Here is a 14326-nt window from a genome sequence, read left to right on the forward strand (position 1 = left end):
GCTCACCCGATCGGGTCCGGGATACTGACGATCTTCGGATCGGCCGGGTCCAGGAAACGCAGGACGGGCGCCGGAATGCGCCTGTCCGACGGGTCGTGCACGCCGCATCGCGATACGAGATGCCTTATGTCGGCGCGGGCGCCCATATGCCGGAAGATCATGCGCGAAGCGTAGGGCACGTTCTCGCGTCTCCAGGCGACCCCCATGGTGATTCCGCGAAGATAGGTTCGCTGATGGGCCTCGAAAGGCGTCAGCGTCGTCTGGGCGATCATTGGGTTGCGGCCGACGCTGCGCTCCACGATGAAGATACGATTGCGCCACCAGGCGACCGTGCCGACATATTTCGACAATTGGCGGATGGCGTTCGCCTGATCCTCTATGCGCTCGAGCGTCTTCAGCGAGACGGTCCCGTCGTCCTCCTCCCGCATGACCGCGCAGGAGCACACGATGCTGCCGGGCCACGACATGGACAGGTGGTAGGTCTGGTAATAGCCGAAATAGTCGCGCAACGCCTCGAGATCGCCCGGAAAGCCGTCGGCAAGCACCGCACCGACGTGGCGGCCGCTTTGCGGCCGCTTGAGCAGGCGGGCGAATTCGCCGGCGGACAGGTCGAACATCCCCGGCTCCAGCCCGAAGGCTTGCGCGATGCGCTGGCGATTGAACGCCGATGGCTTCGTCTCGCCATGGATGTAGCGGTTGAACTGCTGCCGGTTGATGCCGACTTCGCGGCACAGTTCGGAAATGGAGCGGCGCGTTGCGCAGGCCGCACGCAGATTTTCGCTGAAGCTCACGCGTCGTTTCCCTGCATGGCGTAATCCAGGTGCACCAGCGTAAACAAGCGTAAGGATGCGTCAAGTCGCGAACTTGCATCTGTTTTCAGCAAGCCGATTATCCGCGTGTTTTAACGGCACTTCATCGAAAGGACGGCACATGGGCGACTTCCAGGACGGCAAATTCAGAAACGGCAGAGCGCTGTCGGGCGCCCCGCTCAGCCGCCGCCGCCTGATGCAGCGCGCGGCACTGGCCGGCACCGCCGCCATGCTCGGCCCCGTCCTGGCCCCCTTCGGCGCACGGGCGCAGGAGCCGCAACGGGGCGGCCATTTCAAGATGGGCCTTTCCGGCGGCGCATCCACGGACAGCCTCGACCCGGCGCTGGCCAGCGGCACCGTCGCCTTCGTGATCTGCCATTGCTGGGGCGATACGCTGGTCGAGTCGGACCCGAAGACGGGCGAGCCGGTTCCCTCGCTCGCCGAAAGCTGGTCGCCTTCGCCCGACGCCAAGGTGTGGACCTTCAAGATCCGCGAAGGCGTCAGCTTCCATGACGGCTCGCCGCTGACGGTGGCGGATGTCGTCGCGACGCTCGAGCGCCACACCGACGAGAACGCCAAGTCCGGGGCGCTCGGCCTTCTGGGCGCGGTGACGGGCATAGAGGACAAGGGCGGCGCGCTGGTCGTCACGCTCAGCGAAGGCGATGCCGACCTGCCGTTGACATTGACCGACTATCACCTTCAGATCCAGCCGCGCGGTGGGGTCGACAATCCGAACGCCGCCATCGGCACCGGGCCCTACAAGCTGGCAAACTACCAGGCCGGTCTGCGCGCCACCTTCGAGAAGAACGAGAACGATTGGCGAAACGACCGGGGCTTCCTCGACAGTGTCGAAATCATCGTCATGAACGATTCCACCGCCCGGGTGGCCGCGCTGTCCTCGGGCCAGGTCCACTTCATCAACACGGTCGACCCGAAGACGGTGAACCTTCTGGGCCGCGCCCCGAATGTCGAGATTCTGCGCACCTCGGGCAAGGGCTTCTACAGCTTCCTGATGCATTGCGACACGGCGCCCTTCGATAACAACGACCTGCGGCTGGCCCTGAAATACGCCATCGACCGCGAGGCGATCCTGCAGCGCGCGGTCGGGGGCTTCGGGGAAATCGGCAACGACTATCCCGTCAACGCCAACTACGCGCTGGCGCCGGAAGGGATAGAGCAGCGCGCTTACGATCCGGACAAGGCGGCCTTCCATTACAAACAGTCGGGCCATGAAGGGCCGATCGTACTGCGCACGTCGGACGCGGCCTTCCCCGGCGCAGTCGATGCGGCCGTGCTGTTTCAGGAAAGCGCCCGTGCCGCCGGCATCACGCTCGACGTGCGCCGCGAGCCGGCCGATGGCTACTGGACCAATGTCTGGAACGTGCAGCCCTTCTGCGCCTCCTACTGGGGCGGCCGCCCCACGCAGGACCTGCGCTATTCCACCTCCTATTTGTCGACGGCGGAGTGGAACGATACCCGCTTCAAGCGAGAGGATTTCGACGCCAAGCTTCTGGCGGCGCGCGCCGAACTGGATGCCGACAAGCGCCGCGCCCTCTATCGCGACATGGCGGTGATGGTACGTGACGAGGGCGGGTTGATCCTGCCCGTCTTCAACGACTATCTCAACGCCGCGTCCAGGAGCCTGAAGGGCTGGGTCGACGACATCGGCAACGACATCTCCAACGGGCGGATCGCCAGCCGCGTCTGGCTGGAAGCGTGATGGCAGGCATGATCCTGAGGAGGCTGGCGCTCGGCCTCCTGCTTCTGGTCGCCGTTTCGCTGCTGATCTTCTGGGGCGTCGAGGCGCTGCCGGGGGATTTCGCAACGACCTATCTGGGGCAAGCCGCGACACCCCAGGCCGTGGAGAATATCCGCCGCGACCTGGGCCTGGACCAGCCGGCGGTGCAGAGATACCTGCAATGGCTGGCGGGCGCGGCGCAGGGCGATTTTGGCAATTCCTGGGCCAGCGGCCAGCCTGTCGGCACACAGATCGCCGACAGGCTGGGCAACTCGCTGTTTCTGGCCGGCATCGCGGCGCTTGTCGCCGTACCGCTGTCTGTCGGGCTCGGTCTTCTGGCCGTCCTGTTCCGCGACCGGTTCGCCGACAAGGCCATCAACGTCGTTTCGCTGGCGGCCATCTCCCTGCCGGAGTTCTTCGTCGGCTATCTGCTGATCCTGTTCTTCGCCGTCAACCTCGGCATCGCGACCTTTCCCTCCACCGTCTATGCGGGCATGCCGCTGGCCGACAGGCTCGGCGCGATCGCCCTGCCGGCGGCGACGCTGGTGATCGTGGTGCTGGCGCACATGATGCGAATGACGCGGGCCGCGATCCTGAACGTGATGTCGTCTCCCTATATCGAGACCGCCGAACTGAAGGGGCTTGCCCCATTCCGGATCATCCTGCGGCATGCCGCGCCCAACGCCCTGTCGCCCATCATCAATGTCGTCGCGCTCAACCTGGCCTATCTGGTGGTGGGCGTGGTCGTCGTGGAAGTGGTGTTCGTCTATCCCGGCATGGGCCAGTACATGGTGGACGCCGTCACCGTGCGCGACCTGCCGGTGGTGCAGGCCTGCGGCCTCATCTTCGCGGCCATCTACATCGCCATCAACATGATGGCGGACATACTGGCCATGATCGCCAATCCCCGTCTGAGGCATAAGCGATGAAAGCGCGCGACATCCCCTTCAGCGCCTGGGTCGGCCTCGCCGGCATCGCGGTGGCACTGGCCTGCGCCCTCTTCGCGCCGCTTGTCGCGCCCTACGGAGAAACGGAAATCGTCGGCGGCGTCTGGGAGCCGATGGGCGGGGCGTTCCCGCTCGGCACGGACAACCTGGGACGCGACCTCCTGTCCCGGCTCGTCTATGGTGCACGCACCACCATATCGGTGGCGCTTGCGGCGACGCTCCTGTCCTTCGCGCTCGGCATCGTGCTGAGTTTCACGGCCGCCGTGCGCGGCGGCGTGACGGACCAGGCCCTGTCGCGCCTCAACGACCTTATGATGGCGATCCCCACCCTGATCTTCGCGCTGGTCGTCCTGGCCGTATTGCCGCAGAAGATCTGGATCCTGGTCCTGGTGATGGCCGTCCTGGATTCCACCCGCGTCTTCCGCCTCGGGAGAGCCGTGGCCATGGATATCGCCGTGATGGATTTCGTCGAGGCCGCACGGTTGCGGGGCGAAAGCACCCGGTGGATCGTGTTCCGCGAGATCCTGCCCAACAGCCTGTCGCCGCTTCTGGCCGAGTTCGGGCTGCGCTTCGCCTTCGCTGTCCTGTTCCTGTCCACGCTGTCCTTCCTCGGCCTCGGCATCCAGCCACCGGCCGCGGACTGGGGCGGCATGGTGCGCGAAAACAAGGACGGAATCATCTTCGGCGTCTCGGCCGCCCTCGTGCCCGGTGCGGCACTGGCTACCCTGGCCGTGTGCGTCAACCTGGTGGTGGACTGGCTCCTGCGCCGCACCGCCTCGCTGAAAGGGGGCCGCGATGGCTGACCTTCTCGATGTCCGCAACCTGCGGATCGTGGCAGACGGGCGCGGTGCCGACGGAAAGCCGCAGGAAACCGTCATCGTGGACGACATCTCCTTCACCTTGCAGAAGGGGCGCGTCCTCGGCCTGATCGGCGAATCCGGCGCCGGCAAATCCACCATCGGGCTTGCGCCGCTTGCCTATGGGCGCGGCGGGCTTCGGCTGGCCGGCGGACAGGTCCTGCTGGACGGCGAGGATATCCTTGCCCTCGGCTCCGGAGCCGTGCGCAGAATCCGCGGAGCGCGGGTCGCCTACGTCGCCCAGTCCGCGGCCGCCGCCTTCAACCCGGCTCATCGCATCGGCGGGCAGGTGGTGGAGGCCGCGGTGCGGCATGGCAGGATGACGAGGGAACAAGCCTTCCGGAGGGCCGAGGAACTCTTCTCCCTTCTGGGCCTGCCCGACCCGCGCGGTTTCGGCCGACGCTTCCCGCACCAGGTGTCGGGCGGCCAGTTGCAGCGCGCCATGACGGCCATGGCGCTATGCGCCGAACCCGAACTGGTCATCTTCGACGAGCCGACGACCGCGCTGGACGTGACAACACAGATCGACGTGCTTGCGGCCATTCGCGCCGCGATCCGCGAAACCGGGACGGCGGCGCTCTACATCACGCACGATCTGGCCGTGGTGGCGCAGATCGCCGACGACATCATGGTCCTGCGAAACGGCCGATTGGTGGAGACGGGCCCCACCCGGCACATCGTCGACACCCCACAACGGGACTATACGAAAGCGCTTCTGTCCGTCCGGCACGATCGGCACCAGGAAAAGCCGGATCGGGGCGACCGCCTCCTGACGGTGGAAGGGGTGGATGCCCGGTACGGAAGCGGCGGCAAGGTCCTGGACGGCGTCAGCCTGCATGTCCCGCGTGGGCAGACGGTGGCCGTGGTGGGGGAAAGCGGTTCCGGAAAGTCCACGCTGGCACGGGTGATCACCGGTCTTCTTCCGCCATCGGCTGGCAGTATCGGCTTTGACGGGGCAACCCTGTCCCCGGCCCTCGCCGGCCGCTCCACGTCCGACCGGCGGCGGATCCAGATGATCTACCAGATGGCGGATACGGCGTTGAACCCGCGCCATACGGTGGCGGAGGCGATAGGCCGCCCGCTGACCTTCTATCATGGGTTGCGGGGGCAGGCGCGGCGCGCTCGCGTTGCATCGCTTCTCGACGAGATCGAGCTGCCGCACGCGCTTGCGGCGCGTTACCCCGCCGAGCTTTCCGGCGGCCAGAAGCAAAGGGTGGCCATCGCACGCGCCCTTGCCGCCGAGCCGGATCTCATCGTCTGCGACGAGCCGACCTCGGCGCTGGACCCGTTGGTCGCGGCCGGCATCCTGCGGCTCCTGGACCGCGTCCAGAAGGAGCGGCAAACCTCGTATCTCTTCATCACGCACGACATCGCCACGGTGCGCGCCATCGCCGATGCCGTGGCGGTGATGCATCGCGGAAGGCTGGTGCGCTTCGGGCCCCGCTCGCAGGCGCTGGAGCCGCCCTTCGACGCCTATACCGAACTGCTCATGAAATCCGTGCCCGAAACGCGCGCCGGCTGGCTCGACGAAGCCATCGCCGCACGCAAGGCCGGCTGAACCCGATCGACAGAAGTGCAGGCATACGACATGAAAGACATGAACCATACCGTCATCGAGAACGAGTGGATCACGCTGAAGGACGGCACGCGACTGGCGGCCCGTATCTTCATGCCCGACGAAACATCCCGCGGCGGCGTGCCGGCCGTTCTCGAGTTTCTGCCCTACCGCAAGCGCAACGGCACCGCCCCGCGCGACGAATCCACCTACCCCGTCTTCGCCGCCGCCGGCATTGCCGGCGTGCGCGTGGATATTCGCGGATCGGGCGAGTCCGATGGGGTGATCGACGGCGAATATACGGAACGCGAGTTGTCGGACGCCTGCGAGGTGATCGCCTGGATCGCCGCGCAACCATGGTCCAACGGCAGCGTCGGCATGATGGGCATTTCCTGGGGCGGCTTCAACTGCCTGCAGGTCGCCGCCCTCAAGCCGCCGGCGCTGAAGGCGGTGATCTCCATCGCATCGACCGTCGATCGCTACAATGACGACATCCACTACAAGAACGGCACGCACCTGTCGGCCCAATTGTCCTGGGCCGCGACCATGCTGGCCTATCAGTCGCGCTCGCCCGACCGCGCGATCGTCGGCGATGCATGGCGCGCCATGTGGCTGGAGCGCCTGGAAGGCGAGCCGTTCTTCATGGAAGAGTGGCTGGCGCACCAGCGCCGCGACGATTTCTGGAAGCACGGCTCCATCGGAGAGGATTTCGCCAACTTCCGCGTGCCGGCCCTCGTCATCGCCGGCTGGGCGGACGGCTACCGCAACACCCCGATGAAGGCCTTGGCGGGCATGCCCGACAAGGCCTGGGCGCTGATCGGCCCGTGGGTGCACAAATATCCGCATTTCGCGTGGCCGCGGCCGCGCGCCGATTTCCATGCCGAGGCGATCGCATGGTGGAACCGCTGGCTGCGGGACGAGCCGAACGCAGCGGAAACGACGCCGCGCCTGCGCGCGTTCATACAGGACGGACCCCGCCCGGCGCTGCGCCGCGAGGTGGAGCCCGGCTACTGGGTCGCAGTCGTGGACGGCGCCCCGAATGTCCTGCCCAGCTTCGCGCTCGACGCCGCCGGCAGGCTGCATGACGGGCCGTCCTCGGCGTCCGGCTGCACCCGGCTGCGCTCGCCGTTGGCCACCGGCACGGCCGCCGGCGAATGGTTTACCCTCAAGCCCGACGCGGAGATGGCCGGCGACCAGCGCATCGACGATGCAGGCTCCCTCACCTTCGAGACCGACCCCTTGTCCGACGAGATGGTGTTGCTGGGCATGCCGGCGCTGTCGCTGACCCTGTCCAGCGACGCGCCGCAGGCCAATCTGTGCGCCCGGCTGGTGGATGTGCACCCCGACGGCACCGCGACCCGTATCACCTACGGTGTCCTCAACCTGGCCCATCGCAACGGCAACGAAGCTCCGGAGGCGATGACCCCCGGCGCGCCCACCGCCATCGACATGATGCTCGACGCCTGCGGCTACCGCCTGGCGCCCGGCCACAGGTTGCGCCTGTCGCTGTCCAGCGCCTACTGGCCGCTGATCCTTCCGCCGCCATACGACGCCACGCTGACCATCGACTTGTCTTCGCTCGTCCTCCGGTTGCCGCAACTCGGCGCGCATGAGCGGATATCCGTTCCGGAACCCGCAAATCCCGACCCGCTGCCGACCTACGATGCGCTGGAGGGCGGAGCCACGCGCCGCAGCGTCGAGCGCGACCTGATGAGCGGTACGACGCGCTACCGGATCTTCGAGGATACCGGCCTCTCGCGCCATCCCGGCAACGGGCTCGCCTCGCGCGATATCCGCGACGAAGTCTGGTCCGTCGTCGATGGCGATCCGCTTTCGGCCAGGGGTACGTCCGACTGGACATGCGTGATCGGCAGGGAGGGTTGGGAAACCCGCACCCGGTGTACCGCCACCCTCTCGTGCACGCCGACGGAATGGGTCGTGGAAGCGCGGGTGCGCGCCTATGAAGACGGCGAACCGATCTTCGAGAAGGCCTTTTCGCGCCGCATCGCCCGCGATCTGATGTAGCGGGCGCTCAGCCTTCGATCATGTCGCGGATCCGCATGGACAGCGCCGCGATGTCGAATGGCTTGGTGATGACCTGCATCCCCGGCGGCAGGCGGTCGCCGTCTCCCTGTACGGCGGTTTCGGCATATCCCGTGACGAACAGGATCTTCAGACCGGGCCTCAGGGCCCGGGCCGCATCGGCCAACTGCCGCCCGTTCATGCCGCCGGGCAGGCCGACATCCGTAACCAGAAGGTCGATGGACGCATCGGAAGACAGGATTTCCAGCGCCTGCGCGCCGTCGCCGGCTTCCAATCCGGAAAACCCGATCTCGGTGACGGCATCCACCAGAAGCATGCGCACGAGCGTCTCGTCGTCGACGACGAGGACGGTGCGCCCTGCCCCTGAAACGGCGGCGACCTCGCCTTGCGCGGGGGTGGCCTGAACGGCAGGCGTATCGCTGCGCGGCAGATGCAGGCATACGGCCGTCCCGCGGCCCGGCTCGGATGTGATACGCACCTGCCCGCCCGACTGGCGCGCGAAGCCATAGATCATCGACAGGCCGAGGCCGGTGCCGACGCCGAGCGGCTTGGTTGTGAAGAACGGCTCGAACGCCTTGGCGATAACCTCCGGCGTCATGCCCGTGCCGGTATCGGTGACGCACATGGTTACATAGTCGCCCACCGGCAGGGACAGCTCGCGCGCCGCCGCTTCGTCCACGCTCTGGTTGCGCGTCTCGATGGTGATGAGCCCGCCATCGGGCATCGCGTCGCGCGCGTTGATGCAAAGGTTCAACAAGGCGTTTTCGAGCTGGTTCGCGTCCACCAGCGTCGCCCAGAGAGCGTCGTGCTGGCGCGTTTCCAGGCCGATCGCCGGGCCGACGGTGCGCTGGATCAGATCCTGCATGTCGGCGACCAGCCGGTTCACGTCGGTTGGCTGCGGGTCCAGCGTCTGCCGGCGGGAAAAGGCCAGCAGGCGATGCGTCAGCGCTGCGGCGCGGCGGGCCGCGGACTGCGCGCCCGACATGTAGCGGGCGATGTCGTCCGTGCGGCCCTGCCGGATGCGGGTTTGCATCATGTCGAGGGAACCGGATATCGCCGCCAGGAGATTGTTGAAATCATGCGCGATGCCGCCGGTCAGTTGTCCCACTGCCTCCATCTTCTGCGACTGGCGCAACGCCTCTTCCGTCGTCATCAGATGGGCGGTCTGCTGCGCCACGCGCTGCTCCAGCGTCTCGGCCAGATCCCGGGCCAGTTCCTCGCTGGCCAGAAGGGCGGCCTCGGCCTTCTTGCGGTCGGTGATATCCCGGAAAAGGACGGATACCTGGTTGAGGCTCGCCGGTTCCACGCGTGAAGCGGAGACCTCGATGTGGCGCCCCACTTCCGCAAAGCGACGCTCGAAGCGGATCGGCTGGCCGGTCCGCAGCACGCCGCCGTAAAGGGCCACCCATTCGGCCCCCTCGTCCGGGGCCACGTCATACACCGACTTTCCCACGATGTCGGGAATGCCGGTATGGCGGCCATAGCCGGAATTGGCCTCGACATGGATATAGTCGCTGAGCGGTCCGTGGGGCCCATCGACGAACTCGATGATGCAGAAACCATCGTCGATGGCTTCGAACAGGGCGCGATATCGCGCCTGGGCCTGAGCCAGCGCGTCGATCAGCGCCAGTTCGGCGTCCGGTTCGATCGCCCCGTCGCGGGGCTGGAAGTCTGTCTCGCTCACGCGGTCGCCTTGTGTCGCGGCATGGATCGGCCAAGAACTACTTGCACGAACCGCGTTCAACCGAAAGGTGCAACCACGTGAGCGTCGAACTTCGTCAAGCGAGAAGCCACGGCTTGAACAGCATCCACAACGCCATCGCCACCATCATGACATTCTCGGTCAGCGACACGAAGCCGAGCGGCACGTTGCTGTCGCCGCCGACACAGGCGCATTTCAACTCGCGCTTGTCGATATAGACGGCCTTGTAGACGGACACCGCGCCGATCGTGCCGATAAACAGGGCCACGGGAATGGACAGCCACATCAGGGCCCCGGCGATCATCAGGACGCCGGCGAGACCCTCCGCGAACGGATAGACATAAGCGTAGGGAACGTACCGCCGCGCCAGAAGGTCGTAGCCCAGAAACATGTTGGAGAAGCCCTCGACATCCCGCAACTTCTGCACGGCCAGAAGACACATGGAGATCGCGATGAACCATTCGCCGGCCGCGATGGTGGCGAGAGAGCCGAATGCCGCCCAGCTCGTCGCCAGCGCCATCAGCGCGGCCATGGCGAAGATGGCGATGACCGGCTTGTAGGTCAGGGCTTTCTTGTCCACGACGGCAAGGCCGAAATGCCGCCGCAGGTCATCGTAACCACCCACGCGCCGACCATCGATGAAGGTCTGCGGAGTGGTCTTCACGTCGTGCTGCTCTTTGAACGCATCCGTTTCGGCCCGGTTGACCAGCTTGTGGTCCTCTACCTCGAAACCTTTTCGCTGCAGGAGGTCCAGCGCCTTGAGGCCGAACGGACAGACATGGTCCGGCGTGACCATGCGATACAGAACCGCTTTGCTTGCGCTTGTGGCCGTCGTCATATCCGCAACTCCAGATGCCTTGCGGGCGCAGTGCCCGATCTCTGCCCCGTCAGATGGAGCTTCCCATGGTTGGAAGGTCAAGTCCGCCGTCGCCAGTTTATTTGCGCTTGAGCCGGAGCGTGCGCGACCCTAAAAACCCAAGGACAGTTTACGGGAAGGCCTGTCCGCATGACACATCATCGCGTCGCCATCGTCACCGCAGCCGGCAGCGGCATGGGGGAAGCGGCCGCCCGCCGCCTCGCCGAGGACGGATTCAAGCTTGCCATACTGTCGTCTTCCGGTCGTGGCGCGGCCCTGGCGGAAGAGTTGGGCGGCTTCGGCGTCACCGGCTCCAACCAGTCGAACGACGATCTCAAGAGGCTCGTCGATGGTACGATGGAGCGTTGGGGCCGCATCGACGCGCTGGTAAACAGCGCCGGACACGGGCCGCGCGCGCCGATCCTGGACCTGAGCGACGAGGACTGGCACCGGGGCCTCGACGTCTACCTCATGAATGTCGTGCGCTCCGCCCGGCTCGTCGCCCCGATCATGGTGCGTCAGAAAGGCGGCGCCATCGTCAACATCTCCACCTTCGCGGCCTTCGAGCCCGACCCCGTCTTCCCGACATCCGGCGTCTTCCGCGCCGGGCTCGCCTCCTACGCGAAGCTGTTCGCAGACCGGTATGCCGCGGACAATGTGCGGATGAACAACGTGCTTCCCGGCTTCATCGACAGCCTGGCCGAGAAGGCGGAATTCCGCGAGCGCATTCCCATGGGCCGGTATGGCCGGGCCGAAGAGGTTGCCGCCACCATCTCGTTCCTCGTGTCGCCGGGCGGCGGCTACATAACCGGGCAGAACATCCGGGTCGACGGCGGCATCACCCGCGCCGTCTGATCGCCTTTTCCAGGATCGGCACCTTCCATGCAGGCTTCACGCGATATCGACAGGCTCGTGGACATCATGCGCGCATTGCGCACGCCCGAAACGGGCTGTCCATGGGACCTGGAGCAGAGCTTCGATTCCATCGTTCCATACACGGTGGAAGAAACCTTCGAGGTCGTCGACGCCATAGAGCGGCGCGACGCCGAGGATTTGTGCGAAGAGCTCGGCGACCTGCTCCTGCAGGTCGTCTATTACTGCCAACTGGCGGAGGAAGAGGGCCTGTTCGCCTTCGGCGACGTGGTCGAAGGCATCACAGCCAAGATGATCCGGCGCCACCCGCACGTCTTCGGAGATGCCGAAGCGCGTTCGGCGGGCAGCGCAAAGGGCCAATGGAACCGCATCAAGGCCGAGGAGAAGGCGCTGCGCGCCGCGCGCCGGGCCGCACGCAACGATACGCTGTCCGGTGGAGAATGGGCGCCGAGGCCCGTTCCGGAGGTCGCCGGCCTTCTCGATGGCGTACCGGGCGCTCTGCCCGCCCTAGCCCTTGCCCTGAAAGTTCAGCAAAAGGCCGCAACCGTCGGTTTCGATTGGAAAGAGCCGGAGCCCATAATCGACAAGATCCGGGAAGAGATCGCCGAATTCGAGGAGGCGGCGGCAGTCGCCGATCCGGCGGCGCAGGAAGACGAGCTCGGCGACATCCTGTTCAGCGTCGTCAACCTGGCCCGCGCCACCGGCATCGATCCGGATGCCGCGCTGCGCCGGACGACCGCCAAGTTCAAAAAACGGTTCTCTTATGTGGAACAGGGTGTTGGTGGTTTTCCCTCAAAGGAAGGACAAGCGGCGACCCTGGAAGAGATGGAGGCGCTTTGGCAGGAGGCGAAGACCAAAGGGCCCTAGTCTGGCTTCAACGCCGCATCGACAAGAGCTTCGACGTGGATTGCGGTCGTATCGAACACCGGTACGGAGCTGTCGCCCGGCCCCACAAGCAACATGATTTCCGTGCAGCCCAGTATGATCGCCTGCGCGCCAGCATCCACGAGGCGCGCGATGACTGCGCGATAGGCCGAGCGGGATTCATCGTCGACGATGCCGGCCACCAGTTCCTCATAGATGATGCGATGCACCGTGGCCCGGTCCTGCGCATCGGGGACGACGACATCCAGCCCGTATTTGTCGGCGAGCCTGCCTTTGTAGAATTCCTGCTCCATGGTGAAGGCGGTTCCGAGGAGGCCGACCCTGGTATATCCGGCGTCTGCAATACGTTGCCCCGTAGGGTCCGCGATGTGGATGAGCTTGCCCGGCACGGCCGCCTCCACCTGCGGGGCAAGCCGGTGCATCGTGTTGGTGCAGATGGCGATCACATCCGCGCCGGCCCGGTCGAGCCGCCCTGCGGCATCGACCAAAAGATCGGCGAGCCCCTCCCAGTCCCCGGCATGCTGGCGCCTCTCGATCTCCGCGAAGTCGAACGACCAAAGGATGCAGCGGGCCGACGCGGTCGGGCCTCGGCTGGCGCGAACGCCTCGGTTGAGCAGGCGATAATATTCAGCCGAGCTTTCCCAGCTCATGCCCCCGATAAGACCGATCATCTTCATGGCCCACACAATAGCTGCGATTTCGCTGCCTGCAACGCCCCATCACATTCTTAAAAGAGATTTTCAACAATCGCAATTAATCGCTTTTTTTGGCTAATCGCCAATTTTACGATCCTTCGCACATTTGGATAAGCGCCAGGATTCCATCAATGGTACTCACAATCGCAGATCGTGCTGCCCGTCTGAAACCTTCGGCGAGCATCGCAGCGAAAGCGATGGTTGCTAAACTGCAGGCCGATGGTCACGCCATCATCGACCTGACCATCGGCGAGCCCGACCTGCCCACTCCCGATCACATCATCGATGCGGCCCTTGCCGCCATGAAGGCCGGCGACACCCATTACACGGCCTCGGCAGGCACGCCGGCGCTTCGTCGCGCCGTGGCCAATCTCTACGCCACGCAGCGCGGCATCCCCTGCAGCGCATCCAACGTCGCGGTCGGCTGCGGCGCGAAGCAGCTGATCTTCGAGGCGTTCGCTGCAACCCTGAACGCCGGGGACGAGATCATCGTGCCTGCACCCTACTGGGTTTCCTACCCGGACCTCGCGCGGCTCCACGATGGGGTGCCGGTCGTCGTCGGGTGCGATGCTGACGTTTCCTTCAAGCTGACGCCCCAGGCGCTGGAAGCGGCGATCACGCCGCGCACCCGCTGGCTCGTCCTGAACTCGCCCAACAACCCCTCGGGCGCGGTCTATACGCAGGGCGAGCTTTCCGCCATCGCCGAGATATTGCGCCGGAACGAGCATGTGTGGGTGATGACCGACGAGATCTACGAGCATCTCTGTTACGATGCCGCCCGGGCGCCGGGCCTGATCGAGGTGGCGCCCGACCTGTTCGCCCGCAGCCTCATCATCAACGGCGTTTCCAAGGCGTATGCCATGACGGGTTGGCGTGTCGGCTATGCAGTCGGCCCGCAGGCTCTGGTGGACGTGATGGTCAAGATGCTGAGCCAAAGCACCACCTGCGCAAGTTCCGTCAGCCAGGCTGCCGCCGTGGCGGCACTCGAGGGGGACCAGGCCTGCGTCGGCGAAGCATGCAACGTGTACCGCCTCCGGCGGGACCGCATGACGCAAATTCTTTCGGATGCGCCGGGCCTTCGCTTTTCCATCCCGCGCGGGGCCTTCTATCTTTATGTGTCCGTCGCCGACCTGATTGGCAGGACGACGCCGGCCGGAAAGACGCTCGAAAGCGATGTCGACGTGTCGCTGTACCTGCTGGAACACGCCAAGGTTGCGGTCCTGGACGGATCGGCCTACGGCCTTTCCCCGTATCTGCGCCTGTCCTTCGCGGCCTCCATGGAGGCAGTGGAAGCCGGGTCGCACGCCATCGTCGCCGCCTGCCATGCCCTTGCGCCGCGCACGGCGGTTCATTCCTAGGAGGAAGC

General features: G+C 65.7%; 12 protein-coding genes. 8 read left to right on the forward strand and 4 right to left on the reverse strand.

Going from position 1 to position 14326, the window contains the following annotated elements; translation table 11 throughout:
- Positions 1 to 2: 2 nt before the first annotated feature.
- Positions 3 to 791, reverse strand: coding sequence for a helix-turn-helix domain-containing protein (locus tag NDN16_RS03885; protein ID WP_251112306.1), 789 nt, complete (start codon positions 789 to 791; stop codon positions 3 to 5).
- Positions 792 to 1005: 214 nt separating this feature from the next.
- On the opposite strand from NDN16_RS03885, the gene NDN16_RS03890 reads away from it, so the two are divergent.
- From NDN16_RS03890 to NDN16_RS03910, 5 genes are read left to right on the forward strand one after another with little or no spacing between them, the layout of a single operon-like run.
- Complete coding sequence (locus NDN16_RS03890) at positions 1006 to 2529, forward strand: ABC transporter substrate-binding protein (protein ID WP_435301057.1); 1524 nt, start codon at positions 1006 to 1008, stop codon at positions 2527 to 2529.
- Positions 2529 to 3476 carry an ABC transporter permease gene (locus NDN16_RS03895; protein WP_251112307.1) on the forward strand — a complete coding sequence of 316 codons (948 nt, stop codon included), beginning with the start codon at positions 2529 to 2531 and terminating at the stop codon, positions 3474 to 3476. Before NDN16_RS03890 ends, NDN16_RS03895 begins: the two co-directional genes overlap by 1 nt.
- Positions 3473 to 4297 carry an ABC transporter permease gene (locus NDN16_RS03900; RefSeq protein WP_251112308.1) on the forward strand — a complete coding sequence of 275 codons (825 nt, stop codon included), beginning with the start codon at positions 3473 to 3475 and terminating at the stop codon, positions 4295 to 4297. Before NDN16_RS03895 ends, NDN16_RS03900 begins: the two co-directional genes overlap by 4 nt.
- Positions 4290 to 5909 (forward strand): ABC transporter ATP-binding protein, encoded by a 1620-nt coding sequence (locus tag NDN16_RS03905; RefSeq protein ID WP_251112309.1) that lies wholly within the window; start codon positions 4290 to 4292, stop codon positions 5907 to 5909. Before NDN16_RS03900 ends, NDN16_RS03905 begins: the two co-directional genes overlap by 8 nt.
- Before the next feature lie 30 nt (positions 5910 to 5939).
- Positions 5940 to 7931, forward strand: a complete 1992-nt coding sequence (locus NDN16_RS03910; RefSeq protein WP_251112310.1) for a CocE/NonD family hydrolase — start codon at positions 5940 to 5942, stop codon at positions 7929 to 7931.
- Between the two features lie 7 nt (positions 7932 to 7938).
- Here the strand turns inward: NDN16_RS03910 and NDN16_RS03915 are convergent, their stop codons facing one another.
- Positions 7939 to 9633: an ATP-binding protein gene (locus tag NDN16_RS03915; RefSeq protein WP_251112311.1), complete on the reverse strand. Its 1695-nt coding sequence runs from the start codon at positions 9631 to 9633 to the stop codon at positions 7939 to 7941.
- A 94-nt stretch (positions 9634 to 9727) separates the two neighbouring features.
- Entirely contained in the window at positions 9728 to 10489 is a 762-nt protein-coding gene (locus tag NDN16_RS03920; RefSeq protein ID WP_251112312.1) for a glutaredoxin, read from the reverse strand.
- A gap of 168 nt (positions 10490 to 10657) precedes the next feature.
- Here NDN16_RS03920 and NDN16_RS03925 point away from each other — a divergent pair, with 168 nt between their 5' ends.
- Positions 10658 to 11362: an SDR family oxidoreductase gene (locus NDN16_RS03925; RefSeq protein ID WP_251112313.1), complete on the forward strand. Its 705-nt coding sequence runs from the start codon at positions 10658 to 10660 to the stop codon at positions 11360 to 11362.
- Positions 11363 to 11389: 27 nt separating this feature from the next.
- Complete coding sequence (gene mazG, locus NDN16_RS03930; RefSeq protein ID WP_251112314.1) at positions 11390 to 12247, forward strand: nucleoside triphosphate pyrophosphohydrolase; 858 nt, start codon at positions 11390 to 11392, stop codon at positions 12245 to 12247.
- Here mazG and NDN16_RS03935 read toward each other — a convergent pair.
- Positions 12244 to 12942 (reverse strand): aspartate/glutamate racemase family protein, encoded by a 699-nt coding sequence (locus NDN16_RS03935; RefSeq protein ID WP_251112315.1) that lies wholly within the window; start codon positions 12940 to 12942, stop codon positions 12244 to 12246. The two genes, mazG and NDN16_RS03935, sit on opposite strands and share 4 nt — an antisense overlap.
- Before the next feature lie 215 nt (positions 12943 to 13157).
- Between NDN16_RS03935 and NDN16_RS03940 the strand changes: the two genes are divergently transcribed.
- Positions 13158 to 14318 carry an aminotransferase class I/II-fold pyridoxal phosphate-dependent enzyme gene (locus tag NDN16_RS03940; protein WP_251112316.1) on the forward strand — a complete coding sequence of 387 codons (1161 nt, stop codon included), beginning with the start codon at positions 13158 to 13160 and terminating at the stop codon, positions 14316 to 14318.
- Positions 14319 to 14326 lie beyond the last annotated feature (8 nt).

This window comes from Aureimonas altamirensis (genome assembly GCF_023702225.1).
GTDB classification, from domain to species: Bacteria; Pseudomonadota; Alphaproteobacteria; order Rhizobiales; family Rhizobiaceae; genus Aureimonas; species Aureimonas altamirensis_B.

Coding starts and splice junctions, on each gene's coding strand:
- NDN16_RS03895 (WP_251112307.1), top strand. CDS start 2,529: ATGGCAGGCATGATCCTGAGGAGGCTGGCGCTCGGCCTCCTGCTTCTG.
- NDN16_RS03905 (WP_251112309.1), top strand. CDS start 4,290: ATGGCTGACCTTCTCGATGTCCGCAACCTGCGGATCGTGGCAGACGGG.
- NDN16_RS03890 (WP_435301057.1), top strand. CDS start 1,006: ATGCAGCGCGCGGCACTGGCCGGCACCGCCGCCATGCTCGGCCCCGTC.
- NDN16_RS03900 (WP_251112308.1), top strand. CDS start 3,473: ATGAAAGCGCGCGACATCCCCTTCAGCGCCTGGGTCGGCCTCGCCGGC.
- NDN16_RS03925 (WP_251112313.1), top strand. CDS start 10,658: ATGACACATCATCGCGTCGCCATCGTCACCGCAGCCGGCAGCGGCATG.
- NDN16_RS03935 (WP_251112315.1), bottom strand. CDS start 12,942: ATGAAGATGATCGGTCTTATCGGGGGCATGAGCTGGGAAAGCTCGGCT.
- NDN16_RS03920 (WP_251112312.1), bottom strand. CDS start 10,489: ATGACGACGGCCACAAGCGCAAGCAAAGCGGTTCTGTATCGCATGGTC.
- NDN16_RS03940 (WP_251112316.1), top strand. CDS start 13,158: ATGGTTGCTAAACTGCAGGCCGATGGTCACGCCATCATCGACCTGACC.
- mazG (WP_251112314.1), top strand. CDS start 11,390: ATGCAGGCTTCACGCGATATCGACAGGCTCGTGGACATCATGCGCGCA.
- NDN16_RS03910 (WP_251112310.1), top strand. CDS start 5,940: ATGAAAGACATGAACCATACCGTCATCGAGAACGAGTGGATCACGCTG.